The organism is Parasediminibacterium paludis, assembly GCF_042651445.1.
In the GTDB taxonomy this organism is placed as follows: Bacteria; Bacteroidota; Bacteroidia; order Chitinophagales; family Chitinophagaceae; genus Parasediminibacterium; species Parasediminibacterium paludis.
This window is the reverse complement of sequence record NZ_JBHSDC010000012.1, coordinates 101,166-117,527: the sequence shown is the minus strand read 5'-3', so window position 1 is coordinate 117,527 and position 16,362 is coordinate 101,166. Positions and strand designations below refer to the sequence as shown.

Here is a 16,362-nt window from a genome sequence, read left to right as displayed (position 1 = left end):
CACAATGAAAAAAATAATTAATAAATCTATAGTCTTTTTATTATTCCTTGGGTTATTCTCAAGTTGTAAAAAAGACTTCCTAGCATTAACACCATACACTTCTTTGTCTCCTGCACAGGCCTTAGGAACTGAAACGGATTTAAAAGTAGCTTTAAATGGTGCTTACCAAGGTATGCGTGCGACAGACTTATTCGGTAGAACAGTACCTGTAGCTGGTGATGAATATGCCGATAATGCCTATGTATCAGTAAAAAATTCTGGTAGATATATTCAGTTTAATACATATGCTATTACAGTTGCCGATGCAAATGTTGGTGGTTTTTGGACTGCTGCCTATAACACCATTTTAAGAGCTAATAATATTATCAATTCTCCTTTAACGGGATCAGCTAATATTGCAGAATATAAAGGTGAGGCTTATGCCATCAGAGCTACTTGTTATTTTTATTTAGTAAGATACTTTGCTAAACCTTATACTGATGCACCTACTTCTTTGGGTGTACCAATTATTTTAACTGCTGATGTTACGCAAAAAGCCGCCAGAAGCACAGTTTCAGATGTATATGCGCAAATTTTAAGTGATTTAGACAAGGCATATGCTAATATAACAATGTTTAGTTCTTCAATTTTCTACAGCAAATACGCAGCAAGAGCTTTACAAGCGAAAGTATACTTGTACAAAGGCGATTATGCAAATGCTAAAACAGCAGCACTTGACGTTATCAACAATAGTGGTTTCACAGCCATCACAACTTCAAACTGGGCATCTTATTGGGGAAGTGGTGTAGCTAGAACAGATAAATTAGAAACGCTCTTCGAAGTATCTTCTGATGGCTTAAATAACAATGGTTTTGACGCATTAACTAATATCTACAACCAAAGTGGTTATGGCGATTTGTTATGTGCAGATGATTTATACAATTTATATTCAGCTACTGATATTCGCAAAACAGCTGGTTTTACTACAGGTACTCGTGGTGGTCTTGCTGCTACATTTGTTCAGAAATATAAAAATGGTAATGGATCAGCTGACCCTGATGATACTAAAATCATGCGTTTAAGCGATGTTTATTTAATTGCAGCTGAAGCTTCTTTACCGGGGGATGAGACCTCTGCAAGAATGTATCTTAACTATGTGGCTACAAGAAGAGATGCCAGTTTTACTGGTTATACTTCAACTGGCGCACAATTGTTAAGTGATATTATCACAGAAAGAAGAAAAGAACTTGCTTTTGAAGGTGATCGTTACGGTGATATGAATAGATTGAAATTAGATATTAATAGATCTTCAAATTTCTCTTCAATTGCATTATCATTGCCTTATTCTGATACAAGAAGATTATTCCCAATTCCTCAAGCTGAGTTGGATCCTAATCCTAATATGAAGCAAAATCCTGGCTACTAATAATGCTAGAAATTTTGTGAAAAAAAAGCGGTTGTAAATCTTTACAACCGCTTTTTTATTTTTTGTTATTCGTATAAGTTAATCTTCTAAATACGCTTTTACCCTTTATTGGCCAACTGCCCGCAAGCCGCATCAATATCTTTACCACGGCTACGTCTTAACCTTGCATTTACTCTATTTTTCTCTAAAATGGTCATAAATGCGTCTATGGTGTCTTCGTCTGGCTTGTGAAATTTGAAAGCGTCGATAGGATTGTATTCAATAATATTCACTAAATCGGCTGGTACTTGGCGATAGATTTTGATTAGTTCTTCAGCATCTTTCTGGCTATCGTTGAAGTTTTGAAACAAAATATATTCAAAAGTAATTTCGTTACCTGTTTGCTTGTAAAAATGATTTAAAGCTTCAATTAATACACTGATATTATTACTTTCGTTTATGGGCATAATTTCATTACGCTTCTTATCATTAGCTGCGTGTAAAGAAAGTGCCAATTTAAACTTTACTTTATCGTCTCCAAGTTGCTTTATTTGCTTAGCTACACCTGCGGTAGAGACTGTAATACGTTTTGGGCTCATGGCTAAACCATCATCTGCACTGATGCGTTCTATGGCTTTTAGTACATTTTTATAGTTAAGTAATGGTTCGCCCATACCCATAAATACAATGTTTGAGAGCTTTTTTTGATATGCGGCTTCGCTTTGTTGATTAATTAACACTACTTGGTCATAGATTTCATCATAGTTTAGGTTGCGGCGTCTTTCCATATAACCTGTAGCACAAAACTTACAACTTAGACTGCAACCAATTTGCGATGATACACAAGCTGTTTTACGAGCTTCTGTAGGTATTAAAACGCCTTCGATTAAATGATTATCGCTGGTTTTGAAACGACTTTTTATGGTGCCATCCTCGCTGTTTTGTACTGTTTCTACTTGTAAAGCGGGCAAAGTAAATTCTGCTGCTAATTTGTTACGCAAGTCTTTACTTAAATTGGTCATATCGTCAAAACTATGGGCGTGTTTTTGCCAAAGCCATTCGTGTACTTGCTTCACACGAAATTTAGGTTGACCAATAGTTGTGAAATAATTTTCTAACTCTGGTAATGATAGATGACGAATGTTTTGTTGTGCTAACATTGAACAAAGATACACCGCTGATTAAATGATTTCGTTGATTGGCATGATTGATTTGCTAAATAGCTTTAATAATTGTAACAAACGCACTTTTACAATTGTAATGATTGTACAATTAGTAAATTCGCTGCGGTAAAAGCTGCGCAATGTATCTAAACGTACAAGTGTGCGACGCAACGAAGCTTAATTATTGTTCAAAAGCTGGTTACAAAATAAAACATTATGACAAAAACAGCCTCATCATTTATTGCAAAAAGCACCATTAAAGCTGCTGATATTGAGCATAGAAGAAAGATTAATTTCAATATCGGTAGATATAACGCGGTGGTGCCGCAAGGCAAGCAACAATTTGCCAATGTGATGAGTGCACGTGAGCATGCTAAAAATACCAAGTGGCGGGCTATTGAAAACCTAGATGCCTATCTAGAACTATTTGAAAAAAAGATTTCTGCACGCGGTGCAAAAGTGTTGTGGGCTGAAACAGCAGCACAAGCATTGGAACAAATAGGAAATATATGCGAAGCGAAAGCCTGTAAAACTTTGGTGAAAAGTAAAAGCATGGTAACGGAAGAAATTCACCTGAACGCATACCTTGAAAGTAAAGGCATAGATAGCGTAGAAACGGATTTAGGTGAGTATATACAACAACTTGATGGTGAGCCACCTTATCACATAGTTACCCCTGCTATGCATAAGAGTAAGGAAGACGTGGCAAAGCTGTTTGCGGATAAATTGGGTACACCAAGTCATTTAACGCCAACAGAATTGACACTGGTTGCTAGGCAAAAATTAAGAGAAAAATATATACAAGCAGAAGTTGGTGTAACTGGCGCTAACTTTATTGTGGCCGATATTGGCGGCATTGCGATTACTGAAAATGAAGGAAATGCAAGGCTAAGCTGTAGCATGCCAAAAACGCATATTGTGATTGTGGGTATTGAAAAAGTGATCCCATCGATGAGTGACTTAGCCATGTTTTGGCCCTTGCTATCAACATTTGGTACAGGACAAAAAGTGACCGTGTACAATACCATAATTACTGGTCCAAAACAAGCTAATGAATTAGATGGCCCTGAAGACATGTATGTGATATTGCTAGATAATGGCAGAACCAATTTGTTGCAAAATACCAAAGCTAGGGAAGCCTTGTATTGTATTCGTTGTGGTGCTTGTTTAAATGCTTGTCCTGTTTACAAAAATATTGGTGGTCATGCCTACGAAACTACTTATAGCGGCCCTATAGGTAGCGTGATAACGCCGCATTTACGTGGTATGACAGATTATAAACACTTAAGTAATGCATCGTCGCTTTGTGGTAATTGCACCGAGGTTTGTCCAGTGAGAATAAACCTACATGAGTTACTGCTTGAAAATAGGCATGAAGCTGTGGTAGAAGGTAATAGTGGCATTGCAGAACGTATAGCGTGGAAAGTTTGGAAAACGGCGAGCCTTAATAGAAAAATGATGAACCAAGGTAGTGGTGTACTGAAAAATTGGGTGGTAAATAAAGTATTTAAAGGCTGGACAACACATAGAAGTAATCTTGACTTTAGCCCGAAAACATTTAACCAACTTTGGCAAGAAAAAATGGACTCTAAAAATTGATAGGTATTTTGTACTTTTAGTTTACAAGTTTTTCATTATGAAACTAAACATCATTCAAAAAACATTTGCTAGCGAGGAAGAATATTTCTTGTTCGAAGAAAAATGCGAACTAAGAAATGAATTAGTAAATGGACATCTAATTGCTACGAGTGGTGTAACATTTGAACACAATGAGATAACTCTGAATATTTTCTTGCTATTAATAAAATTATTAAAGGAGTTAGATTTTAAGATAAGTGTAGAAGCGGTAAAAGTTAAAAATCCTTCAGGTAATTTCTTTTATCCTGACGTAATGGTTTGTCATCCTAATCCACATAAATACTATAGCGAAGCACCAATTCTATTAGTGGAAGTATTGTCTGAAAGTACCCGTACATATGACCTTACCGATAAGTTTATTCAATATAAACAAATACCAAACTTATACTATTATTTGTGCGTAGAACCTGAGCAACAAGTGGTTATTTTTTATTTTAAAAATGCAGCAGGTGAATGGATGACTGAAACTTACAGTAAAGAGGCTGATGTTGTAAATCTACCACAATTGAATACGAGCTTCACTTTGAAGGATATTTATAAACAAGAATAGTGCTACTTTATACCGAACTAGTTTCACCTCGCTTAGAATACATTACCAATTTTATACAAAGTATTATTGGCGAATCCATTACCATAACTACTGATGAAGAACTGTTTATACAATCTACTCAAGTAAAAATTAGTTACAGTAGCGAGGCTATATGTACGCAGGCATATCATATACAACCACAAGGTTTATTATTTGAGAATAGTATTGAACCTATTGATATTCTTATAACAAGCTGTAGAGAACAAATTTGTTTTTTTGCTTCGCAAAATGATAGCCACGGTTTTGATGTATGGTCAGCTATATTTTATCTCATTACTCGCTACGAAGAATATTTACCCCATGAAAAAGATAGTTATGGTAGATACGCGCATACCAATTCATTAGCTTATCGATACCAATTTCTTCACTTGCCTTTGGTAAATATTTGGCTGCAAGATTTGCAGCAAAGGCTGTGGACAGCCCAAAACGGTCAACGGTCAACGGTCAACGGTCAACGTTTTGCCTTCACCCCAACTTATGATATTGATATTGCTTTTGCCCATCAACACCAATCGATTGTAAAAAATATAGGTGGCTTTTTTAAAGATTTAATGCGTGGCGATTTCGAAAAAGTAATTGAACGCGCCAATGTATATAGTAGCACTGCTAAAGATCCTTTTGATACTTATGAGTGGCTTGATGATATACATAAAAAGTACCAATTACAACCTATCTATTTTTTTCTATTGGCTGCAAAGCGTGGCATTTACGATAAAAACATACCACCAAAAAAGAAAGGTATGCAGCAACTACTACAGCAACATTATAGCAAGTACTTGGTTGGTATTCATCCATCTTGGCAAAGTGGTGATAATGATGTCTTAGTGTTACAAGAAAAGCAAGCACTTGAACGTATTACACATGCAGCTTGTACCAAAAGCAGACAACATTATATTCGTTTATCATTGCCTGAAACTTATAGAAAGCTAGTTGCAGCAGGTATTACAGACGATTACTCAATGGGTTATGGCAGTATCAATGGCTTTAGAGCGTCGGTAGCTTCGTCATTTTTTTGGTTTGATTTGGAAAAAAATAAAGCGACTAGCTTACTCATTCATCCTTTTTGTTGGATGGATGCAAACAGTTATTTCGAGCAACAATTTTCAGCGGATGAAGCCTTGTTAGAACTTAAAGATTATTACAACATAGTGAAACAAGTGGGCGGTAATTGCATTATAATTTTGCACAATAGCTTTTTAACCGAGCAACCACAATGGCTACCTTGGCGCAAGATGTATGAAGCATTTCTATCTATGATTTAAATGACTTGCAATGATTTATTTTAAAATGAAGAGCCCACTTATTTAAAAAGTGAACTCTTCATTAAATCGGTAATATCATTTTAAATTACAATTATTAATGTTTAAAATGTCTTAAACTAGTAATTACCATTGCAAGATTATTTGTTACTGCGTATTCAATACTGTCTTTATCTCTTATAGAACCACCAGGTTGAATAAACGCTTCTATACCTTCTGCGTGCGCCATTTGTACACAATCATTAAAAGGGAAAAACGCATCACTAGCCAGAACAGCACCTTTCAACTCAAAATTAAATTGCTTCGCTTTATCAATAGATTGGCGTAAAGAATCAATGCGGCTTGTTTGACCACAACCTTTACCTACCAACTGTTTGTTTTTAATTAAAGCAATAGCATTACTTTTTAAATGCTTACAAATAATATTGGCAAATTCGAGGTTCGCTCTTTCGTCAGCAGTGGTTGCTCTACCGCCTACTTCTTTCCATTCAGCATAGTTGCCAGCATCTGTACCTTGAGTAAGAGTACCATTTAGAAGTGATTTCGATTGACTATTAACTATCGACCATTGACTATTCAACTGCAATAATATTCTGTTCTTTTTACTTTTTAGCACCGTTAATGCGTCTTCATCAAATGCAGGCGCTAACAATACCTCAAAAAATATTTCATTAATAGCTTCAGCAGTTGATTTATCTATAGTACCATTACTTACCAATACGCCGCCAAAAGCGCTTTCTGGGTCGCCAGCCAATGCGGCATCCCAACTGCTTTTTACTGTATCTCTTAAAGCAATACCACAAACGTTGGTGTGCTTAATAATGCCAAATACAAAGCCATTGCTTGTACTTGGAAATTCTTTAATTAATTGAATGGCTGCATCTACATCTACCAAGTTATTATACGATAATTCTTTTCCGTTAAGTTGCGCAAATACTTCTTGCAGATCGCCATAAAATGTAGCCGTTTGGTGTGGGTTTTCGCCATAACGCAATACTTGTTTGGTACTAGATGTTTGAAGCGTCGTATTACTTGGATTAAAGTAATTACTAATGGCAATATCATAATTCATAACTACTTCAAACGCTTTAGCAGCAAAAGCTTTACGCTGTTCAAGTGTAGTAGTGCCAGCTTGTTCTTTCAATATATTTTGTAAAAATGAATAATCTTCTTTGGCAGCAATAACCGTAACATTTCTGTGATTTTTTGCCGCAGCACGTATCATACTTGGACCACCAATATCTATCTTTTCTATGATTAATGTTTCTTCCGTAGTATTTTTTAATGTTTCTTCAAAAGGGTATAGATCTACAATTACCAAATCAATTTCAGGAATGCTGTATTGCACCATTTCTGCCACATGTTGTGCATCGTCTCTTTTACCTAAAATGCCGCCAAATACAACTGGGTGAAGTGTTTTAACACGACCACCAAGTATAGAAGGATAGGTGGTTAAGCTTTCTACTGGTACGCATGCAATGCCTGCATCTTCTAAAAATTGTTGTGTACCTCCGGTAGAATAAATCGTAATACCTTGAGCTTGTAATTCTTGTGCCAATGGGGCTAAACCGTCTTTATAGAAAACGGAAATTAATGCCGATTGTATTTTTTGTTGCATGTTGAGGAAGATATCACGTAAAGAAACGAAGGCAGCAAAAGTGGTTCCTGTTTGAAGTTACTAATGACCCATAACTCGAAATCAGCAACCAATTATTTGCCAACAACAGCATCTCTACGTAGAAGATGAGCAATATTTTTGAGCCGCAAATGTATAAGGTATTGCAGAAACGTTGTACCAGTTTTTAGTAACAAATTATTCAAGAATATCTGGCCTCCTTGCTTTTGTGCGTTGGATGCTTTGTTCGTGTCGCCAATCTTCTACCTTTTTAGGGTCGCCAGACAATAAAATGTCTGGTACTTTTAAGCCTTTAAATTCGGCTGGTCTGGTATAAACCGGTGGCGCTAACAAATGATCTTGAAAGCTATCAAATAGGGCAGACGTTTCATCATTCAATACACCAGGTAATAATCTGCCAATTGCGTCCACCACCACTGCTGCGGCTAATTCCCCACCGCTTAGTACATAGTCGCCTATAGATATCTCTTTGGTGATATATAAATCCCTGATACGTTGATCGATGCCTTTGTAATGCCCGCAAATAATTAATAAATTCGCTTTCATAGACAATTGGTTAGCCATTTGTTGGTTAAACCTTGGTCCGTCAGGGGTCATATAAATAATATCGTCGTAGGTAGTTGTTTGTTGTAAACGTTCTATGGCATTTGCTAAGGGTTCGCACATCATTACCATGCCCGCACCGCCGCCATATTGGTAATCGTCTATTTGGCCATATTTGTTTAAAGCCCAATCACGCAAGTTGTGTGTCCTTACAGTCAGCAAGCCTTTGTCTTGAGCACGTTTCATAATGCTATGACTAAATGGGCTTACCAATAAATCGGGCGAAACAGTAATAATATCGATTATCATACTGCAAATATGTAGAATAAACTTTAGCAATTCTTTAATAATGGCATGATGCGTTGGTGAAAATTTAGGTTTTATTTTGAAAAAATATTCCTTGTGAAAAAGTATTTATTTATAATCATAATGATAGTTGCTACACTAGCAGCAAATGCCCAAAGTTTAAGTATAACAGATAGCGTGGTTTCATCTAATGCCTTCATTAATTTACCGCTACAACCACATAAACGAAATGTAGATATATTTTTTAATAGCGATAAACCCAAACAACCTTACTACAACATAAGAGTAATTGATGTAAGCGGTAGCAATGTTTATCAAGATTTATTAAACGCAATACAAGTAAAGGCTAGAAATGAAGGATTAGATGGGTTAATTATTCTCGGAAAAGAAAATTACAATACTTATTATGGCCACATATCGTATAGCGTCAATAAGTTATCAGCTATCGGTGTTAAGTACAAAAACAATATGCAATATGTCAATCATATTGTTAAAAAAGCGGTAATACTACATAATGATTCTTTAGAGGTAGATACTATCAATTTTAACTTAAATAGTAAAATTATTACAAATAATAATCCCTCGGCTATTAGTCTATATGAAGACAGTATAAAACTATTTTATTTGTGCGATTATTATGCGACACACAAAATGCCAAGCAATGCTGTTAAAAACTATGACGAAACTGCATTTTCTACTACCATAAAAATTGACAACCCGTTTGGTAATGTTAGATATAAAATATTATATACGAGTGATTCAGTACTGTTTAAAGTACAAATAAAAACACATCCTAACGATGAACAAATAGAGGGCAAAATCTATGATGTTAAATACGATTTAAATAAAGATAATACCATCAACAAAAGATATGTGCGCCAAGGAAGAAAAGCCGAACCGCTTTTTATAGATAGCTATCAATACGATGCTGATAAACATTTTATTAGGTTTTCTAGGTATGATGAAAAAGCAAAGCGGATTTCATTACAAGTAAACTATACGTATTTCACCATGAATGATTTGCCACAGATTAATTGATAAATGAACGAATCGTATGCTTGTGTTAGAAAAAAATAAAAATCCTCATAATTGTTTAGATACAACTATGAGGATTTTCCATATTTAAGTGTTCCTATCAATCTTCATCCATAAATTCCTCAAAACTGCGCCTATCTTTTTTGGTAGGTCTGCCCACCTTACTAAGTCTTTTGCCCGTATTAAAGGCAGCGGGCTGAAACGTGATGCTATTTAATTCGTCTGGCGGTGTAATATCTTCGTAATATTTAATGGCTTCGCTATAAGCTAAACGTGTTTCTAGTAAACCAGTTACTTTAATTACCCATTTTCTAGCTTCCGTTTTTACTTCGTATTCATCATTAAGGTTTACTGTTTTGGCAGGTTTTACATTGTCGCCATTCAGTTTTACCTTGCCTTTTTCGCAAGCTTCTGCTGCCAAACTTCTGGTTTTAAACAAACGGATTGACCAGAGGTATTTGTCTATTCTTAGCTTCTCTTTCTTGATCACTGATTGGAGTGATTTGAATGATTAAATGATATATTAGGTTTTAAATGTCTCTTTAGATTTAAAAATCTAATCCTAAAGCAAAATACCAAATAGGGCTGCCACTAAATACGCCTTTCATTGGCCAGCCAGCATCTATCTTCATAAAATAACCTAGCAAATTGCTGCGTGCACCAAAGCCATAACCACCTGCAAATGGCCCCAAACCACCTGCATCAATTTTTACCGAAACGGGATTACCTGGGTAATATTCGGACGGACGTTTAATACCATTGTATTTGCCATTCCAAGCAGTACCTAAATCTATAAACTGTATCAATTGAAAATTACGAATGAAGGCATTGTTGATGGGTTTGTTGAGCAAAGTTGCAAACACTGGTAAGCGTAATTCGCTGTTAATCACAAATGCATTATTGCCGTTTGCGATGTTTTGATTGTATCCACGCATATTTACGGCTAAAGATTGAAACGCATAGGATTGGTCTTGCGCTGGCGGATTGTTATTAAATTTAGGACTAAACCAACCATCTACACCACCTAAGTAGTAAATAATTTTTTGATTGCCCCAGCTAAAATCTGCCGCAGCTCTAGTAGCCCAAATAAAGTTGCGATAAATTTTCAAGTAATGTCTTGCATCAAAACCAAAGTTGTAAGTAAGGTTGGTTTCTGAACCAATAACAGGTCTGTTTACATCTAAATACACTTTGTAACGCAAGCCATTCCAAATATTTTGAGTAGGATTAATGGTATTGTCATGCACAAATTCTAAACGTGCAACTGCATATTGATTTACCGTGTCTGGGAAATGTAATGATTGCTGATCAATAGATTTTAATATACCCCTATCTACTCTGTAACCAATAGTTGCCCTAATACTTTTTACTTCGTTTAATGGATAAGCAAAATTTGCTTGGTATAAATTGGTAATTAAAGCATTAGGATAAAAACCTGTACTATAAAAATTACTTTGATAGCTTCTATAGTACGTTAAGCCCCAATCTATTCTACGCTTATAGTTTTGAAATGTAAAATACACATCTTTATCGCTAAGGTTGCTGCCAAAACGTACACCACCAATAAATTTATAATCCTCCATTAAGTCGCTTGTACCTGCTCTAAATGTGAAGTTTAAATCAGTACCGTTATTCAGTTGTATTGGGCCATTACCACCCCCATATTGCTGATATCTATTTACCAAAATATTATTGGTAACACCTGCCAATACATAGTCGCTGCTAAAGTGCATTGTGTATTTAAACAGTTTGGTATTGTTTAAATAGCTTTCCTTTTTTGGTGCTTGTTTAGTTAGTTTTACCAAAGCTTCAGTAGCAGAATCTTGTGGTTCATTAGCAAAATCATTTTGAAAAAAATCTTTAGAAGCCTTTGGCTTAACGGTATCGGCAATAGGTGTGGCTTTCGTTGCTGTAGGTGATGGTTTACCTTTGATAGGTTTTCCATCTGCTGCTTTTTTAATACCCATTAGGCTTTTCATATATTCTGTAGGCCTTGGGTTTACGTTACGTCTTGTAAGTGCGTCCTCATTTATTTTTAGCTTATACAAAAATTTATAGTCACCCTCACGTCTTGTTTCGCTTACTTGGCCATTATTGCCAGCTATTCTGGTTTCTAGCAAAGAACTTTGGTAGTTGGTAATAGGAAAAGTGTAGGTAGAGTCTTTAAATACTTGAAAATAGCTAACGCTATCTGGTTCTTGTTTTTGCCAAGCAGTTAAAGTGCTATCTAGTTCTTTGGGTGCAGGATTTCTTAACAATTCATCCCCTACATAGTACAAGGTATCTAAACCATTTCTTTGGGTAGAAAAGAAACCTGCCCAGCGGTTTTCAACGCCATTCTCATCGGTAATATACGTGAAGTGATTGGTATTGTACTGCATCGGAAACTTAGCATTACCAAATTTACTGTTGGTTAATTGAGAAATTTGTTTGCTTGGTGTATTGTTAAAAATATCTACAATGTAAATGTTGAAGCGGTATTTACTTGGCAACACTGTATCAGCATTTGGAGCATCATTGCCAGGTCTATTGCTAGAGAAAATAATACCTACACGATTTGGGAACGATACGAATGTTGGGTTTAAATCATCATAAATATCGTTGGTTATTTGCGTAACTTTTTGCTCTTCTATTTTGTAGGTATAAATATCAGAATGTCCATTTTTTACAGCGCTAAGTACCAAGCTATTTTGATCTAGCATAAAGTTAGCATCTAATATTTGATCAAAATCATCAATAGTTTGTTTAAAGCGCTTGTAACGTGCTACGGCATCGTACACAAACATTTTGGTTTTACCAGCTTCCCAATAAATTACCAATAAACGCTGGCCTTTGGTATCCCATGATAATATTGGATAATTAGGGTTAATATCTCCTTGATTGGTTTTTACGCCTTTATCAAGTAATACAGTTGTTTGGTAAAAATTTTCTACCAATTTCACTTTATAAATGCCTTTCTTGAATTCTACTACCGCATAGTTATTATTGCGGTTATTAGGATTGGCTTGAAAACGGAAATAATCGTTTTTGCTTACATCTTCAGTTACGCTCAACACACCTTTTGGTGCATTCTTACGCTGACGAATATCTTTGTAGTATTTGTCTTGTTCATAAGTCATAAACTCGGCCAACACCTCTTTAAATTTCTTTTTACATATTTTTTCAGAAGCCTTGTTTAAATTTTTGTAAATACGAGCTAGGTATAAGAAATAGGTAATATTATCTACCTTGTATTTTTCCCCTATATATTGCCACAAAGCATGGCCAGCCAAAGTAGGTTTTTGGTAAGCAAATTGGTAGAAGTTATTATAATCGCCACTCAGCATTTCGCTTTTTAGTTGGTCATCAAGCGAAGTACTCCAAGGCTCGGCTACGTATGCTACATAACCATCGGTAAGCCATACAGGTAAGTCTAACAAAGCCGCGTTACTAGCAAACTCGCCTATGTCTTCACCAAACAAAATATTATCTAGTAGCAAGCGTGCTATGCCTTCTCGTATTTGTCTTTTGAGTGTGGTGTGGTTACCATCAAAATATACCACAATTTTATTGTTAACTAGCTTGGTAAGGCCACCCGCATTTTGCCAATCGATGCCCAAACCAATATTACTTTGTTTGTACTCGTCGTAGCTATTGTACACAATAATATTGGTACGGCGTTGCAAGCTATATTCTTCAAATTTTTCTATGCCCGGTAATTCTTCTTCAGCTACTTGGGCTACAAATTTGCCAAGTTCTGTACCGCCTTGCGATGTGTAAGTATTAAAGTGTGGCGATTGAAAAAATTTCCACTGCATTTTTTTGTACTGTATGCGGTTTTTGCCAAACGTTACTGTATTCACCTGTGCCATTGTTGCGGTAGATACCAACAATAACATCCATATCATCACCTGCTGTCTATTAATTATTTGCATAGCCAATCTCTTTGCTTTAAAAATACTAGAGTTATATTTAGAAACGTTTGTTGCCTCATTAAAGTTTGCTTTTAATGCTTAACAACATTTTTGCGAAAAGTAAAAATAGTTAATTCAAATTTGCAACTACATTTTATAAGTAGATAGGATGTTAAAATTAATGGATTTAATCGCTGAATGAACGATTTTAATGATTAAATGATGATTATGATAATCGTATTCAGCAGTTTATATGCCCAACAAACGATTTTAAATTATTTAGTCAATCATTTTGTTCATTTTAATCATAAATCCCAAATCACAAATCATATATCTCATGCTGCACATTCACTCATTTACCTTCAATCCGGTACAAGAAAATACCTATGTGGTATATAACGATAAAGGCAAAGCCGTTGTAATAGACCCCGGTTGCTATTTTACCGCCGAGCAAGAAACTTTGCAAACATTTTTAACCAATCATGGCCTTAGTGTAGTGCAATTAATTAATACGCATTGCCACCTAGACCACGTGTTTGGTAATAAATGGGCTGCAAAAATCTTTGGTTTAGAATTGTACATTCATCCCGAGGAGGAAAAAATGCTGGCTTTTGCACCAGAAAGCGGTATTAAATGGGGCTTGCCTTTTGAAAATTACACCGGGCCGCTGCATTTTTTAAAACAAGACTATACTATTCAGTTAGATGAAGACGAATTAATAGTATTAGAAACACCCGGCCATTCGCCAGGCAGTATTAGTTTGTATGCAAAAGCTGAAGGCTTTGTTATTGCAGGCGATGCCTTGTTTAATGGTAGCATTGGCCGTACTGATTTGCCCTACGCCAGCCATCAACAATTGATAGATAGCATTAAAACACAATTGTTTACACTGCCAGATGATACCAAAGTGTACAGCGGGCATGGTAGGCTTACAACCATTGGTCACGAAAAATTAACCAATCCATATTTGCAATAAATAAAATGATTCATGCAAAAATGTCCGAGACTTGGTGAGGGCGCTAATGCAAGCATGAATTTGGTTGCAGACTTAATGAGGGCGCTAATTCAAGTATGAAATTGGTTGCAGACTTAGTGCAAAAGCCCTCTCATATCTGCGTTACGGCATACATCTCTTATCTTTCCCTTACTTTTGCCATCCGAAAAAATATTGGTGTTATGTTAGATAAGTTAGAAGCTATTAAAGCAAGATTCGATCAGGTAGGTGTTGCGCTTACTAACCCTGAAATTATTAATAACCAAAAAGAGTTTGGTAAAATGAGCAAAGAATACCGCTCATTAGAAAAAATTGTACAACCTTACCAAGCATATTTAAAAGTGCTAGCCGATTACGATTTCGTTAAAGAAAATCTTGGTAGCAGCGATGAAGAGATGAAGGAATTGGCAAAAATGGAACTGCCAGAACTAGAGGAAAAGAAAGAAACGCTAGAAAAACAATTAACTAAATTATTAATACCAAAAGATCCTCAAGACGATAAAAACGCGATGATAGAATTGCGTGCAGGTACAGGTGGTGATGAAGCCAGCTTATTTGTGGGCGATTTACTAGGTATGTACTTGCGCTACTGCAACAAAAAAGGCTGGAAAACCGCTATTGCTAGCGAAAGCGAAGGCACGGTGGGTGGCTATAAAGAGGTAGTGATAGAAGTAACTGGTGAAGATGTGTACGGTACTTTAAAGTTTGAAAGTGGTGTACACCGTGTACAACGTGTACCTAACACCGAAACCCAAGGTCGTGTACATACGTCTGCGGCAACTGTTGCGGTAATGCCAGAGGCAGAAGAAATAGACTTTGAACTTAACCCCGCCGATGTAAAAATGGAAACCGCACGAAGCGGTGGTGCTGGTGGGCAAAACGTAAACAAAGTAGAAACCAAAGTAATGCTTACCCACATACCTACAGGTGTGGTTATTGTGTGCCAAACAGAACGTAGTCAGCTAGGCAACCGCGAAAAAGCCATGACCATGTTGCGTACCAAGCTTTACGAAGAACAAGTGCGTAAACACGAAGATGAAATTTCAAAACGCCGTAAAACCCTTGTAAGTACAGGCGATAGAAGTGCTAAAATACGCACCTACAACTGGCCACAAGGTCGTGTTACAGACCATCGCATTAACTTAACATCTTATAATTTAGATGCAGTTATTAATGGCGAGATAGAAGAATTTATTGAGGCATTACAAATGGCCGAAAACGCCGAGAAAATGGCAACTGAATAGTTGTCATTGCGAGGCACGAAGCAATCTGCTCTTAAAATATTTTATTGGTCATCAATACTACAAAGCCCATCTACATATGCGTCGCACACTGCGGCAGAATAGCGTTGATGGGCTTTTTCAGTAGCGTAGTAATAGCTATTTCTTCTCAAAAAACTCATGAATAATCCAAGCCGGACCTATTAGCAAAAACTGTAAGTCATTTAAAAACGAAGGCTTTTTGCCTTCAATTTTATGACCATAAAATTGCCCAATCCAAGCTGCTACAAAAAGTCCAAGCGATACGAACACTAAACGCAAGTGTAAGCCTATGTAATAATTTGCTGTAAGGCAGAAAGCAGCAAACAAGGCAATTTTTATAGCCATCGCAATAGATAGTCTAATGTAAAAAAGCAATGCTAGCACTAACACTGCGCCTGCCCAATTAACAAGCATTGGCGCAGAAAAAGGCACTAATTGTTGTAGCCAAGAGGCATTAATACTTTGCAATAAACCCACAATAGAAAAGAAAATAGTAGGCACGCATATCAGGTGAATTTGTTTGTTGGTAAGGTTTTGATGGCTTACAGCATATTCATCAAACCATTGTTGTAATGTTCGCATAAGGGCAAGTTTTATCGTTGTTTAAAAGTAGGTAATTGGTTGTTATTTTCAATAGACTAAATTCTTTCGTGCTGGACA

At 36.2% G+C, this 16,362-nt stretch carries 13 protein-coding genes; 7 read left to right on the top strand and 6 right to left on the bottom strand.

Annotated elements, in window-relative coordinates:
- Positions 1-4 precede the first annotated feature (4 nt).
- Positions 5-1,405, top strand: coding sequence for a RagB/SusD family nutrient uptake outer membrane protein (locus ACFOW1_RS07340; protein WP_379013274.1), 1,401 nt, complete (start codon positions 5-7; stop codon positions 1,403-1,405).
- Positions 1,406-1,503: 98 nt separating this feature from the next.
- On the opposite strand, the gene rlmN is transcribed toward ACFOW1_RS07340, so the two are convergent.
- Positions 1,504-2,544 (bottom strand): 23S rRNA (adenine(2503)-C(2))-methyltransferase RlmN, encoded by a 1,041-nt coding sequence (gene rlmN, locus ACFOW1_RS07335; RefSeq protein ID WP_379013272.1) that lies wholly within the window; start codon positions 2,542-2,544, stop codon positions 1,504-1,506.
- 219 nt (positions 2,545-2,763) lie between these two features.
- Between rlmN and ACFOW1_RS07330 the strand changes: the two genes are divergently transcribed.
- Genes ACFOW1_RS07330 through ACFOW1_RS07320 form a run of 3 tightly spaced genes read left to right on the top strand, consistent with a single transcriptional unit; the run spans position 2,764 to position 6,036 of the window.
- Entirely contained in the window at positions 2,764-4,146 is a 1,383-nt protein-coding gene (locus tag ACFOW1_RS07330) for a LutB/LldF family L-lactate oxidation iron-sulfur protein (RefSeq protein WP_379013271.1), read from the top strand.
- Between the two features lie 37 nt (positions 4,147-4,183).
- A complete protein-coding gene (locus ACFOW1_RS07325; protein ID WP_379013269.1) occupies positions 4,184-4,735 on the top strand; it encodes a Uma2 family endonuclease in 552 nt (183 codons plus the stop codon).
- Positions 4,735-6,036 (top strand): polysaccharide deacetylase family protein, encoded by a 1,302-nt coding sequence (locus tag ACFOW1_RS07320; protein WP_379013268.1) that lies wholly within the window; start codon positions 4,735-4,737, stop codon positions 6,034-6,036. The genes ACFOW1_RS07325 and ACFOW1_RS07320 overlap by 1 nt, the downstream gene beginning before the upstream one ends.
- 94 nt (positions 6,037-6,130) lie before the next feature.
- Here the strand turns inward: ACFOW1_RS07320 and purH are convergent, their stop codons facing one another.
- Entirely contained in the window at positions 6,131-7,651 is a 1,521-nt protein-coding gene (purH, locus tag ACFOW1_RS07315; RefSeq protein WP_379013267.1) for a bifunctional phosphoribosylaminoimidazolecarboxamide formyltransferase/IMP cyclohydrolase, read from the bottom strand.
- Between the two features lie 195 nt (positions 7,652-7,846).
- Positions 7,847-8,521, bottom strand: a complete 675-nt coding sequence (gene trmD / locus ACFOW1_RS07310; protein ID WP_379013265.1) for a tRNA (guanosine(37)-N1)-methyltransferase TrmD — start codon at positions 8,519-8,521, stop codon at positions 7,847-7,849.
- Between the two features lie 93 nt (positions 8,522-8,614).
- On the opposite strand from trmD, the gene ACFOW1_RS07305 reads away from it, so the two are divergent.
- Positions 8,615-9,556: a hypothetical protein gene (locus ACFOW1_RS07305; protein ID WP_379013263.1), complete on the top strand. Its 942-nt coding sequence runs from the start codon at positions 8,615-8,617 to the stop codon at positions 9,554-9,556.
- Positions 9,557-9,653: 97 nt separating this feature from the next.
- On the opposite strand, the gene ACFOW1_RS07300 is transcribed toward ACFOW1_RS07305, so the two are convergent.
- Both ACFOW1_RS07300 and ACFOW1_RS07295 read right to left on the bottom strand, forming a co-directional pair.
- Positions 9,654-10,043, bottom strand: a complete 390-nt coding sequence (locus ACFOW1_RS07300; RefSeq protein WP_379013261.1) for an RNA-binding S4 domain-containing protein — start codon at positions 10,041-10,043, stop codon at positions 9,654-9,656.
- Positions 10,044-10,101: 58 nt separating this feature from the next.
- Positions 10,102-13,467, bottom strand: a complete 3,366-nt coding sequence (locus ACFOW1_RS07295) for a hypothetical protein (protein ID WP_379013260.1) — start codon at positions 13,465-13,467, stop codon at positions 10,102-10,104.
- 316 nt (positions 13,468-13,783) lie between these two features.
- Between ACFOW1_RS07295 and ACFOW1_RS07290 the strand changes: the two genes are divergently transcribed.
- Both ACFOW1_RS07290 and prfA read left to right on the top strand, forming a co-directional pair.
- Positions 13,784-14,422: an MBL fold metallo-hydrolase gene (locus ACFOW1_RS07290; protein WP_379013259.1), complete on the top strand. Its 639-nt coding sequence runs from the start codon at positions 13,784-13,786 to the stop codon at positions 14,420-14,422.
- Positions 14,423-14,622: 200 nt separating this feature from the next.
- The gene (gene prfA / locus ACFOW1_RS07285) at positions 14,623-15,684 is read left to right on the top strand and encodes a peptide chain release factor 1 (protein WP_379013257.1); all 1,062 of its coding nucleotides are present in this window, start codon (positions 14,623-14,625) and stop codon (positions 15,682-15,684) included.
- Between the two features lie 135 nt (positions 15,685-15,819).
- Here the strand turns inward: prfA and ACFOW1_RS07280 are convergent, their stop codons facing one another.
- Positions 15,820-16,284 (bottom strand): Mpo1 family 2-hydroxy fatty acid dioxygenase, encoded by a 465-nt coding sequence (locus ACFOW1_RS07280; RefSeq protein WP_379013255.1) that lies wholly within the window; start codon positions 16,282-16,284, stop codon positions 15,820-15,822.
- Positions 16,285-16,362: the final 78 nt, after the last annotated feature.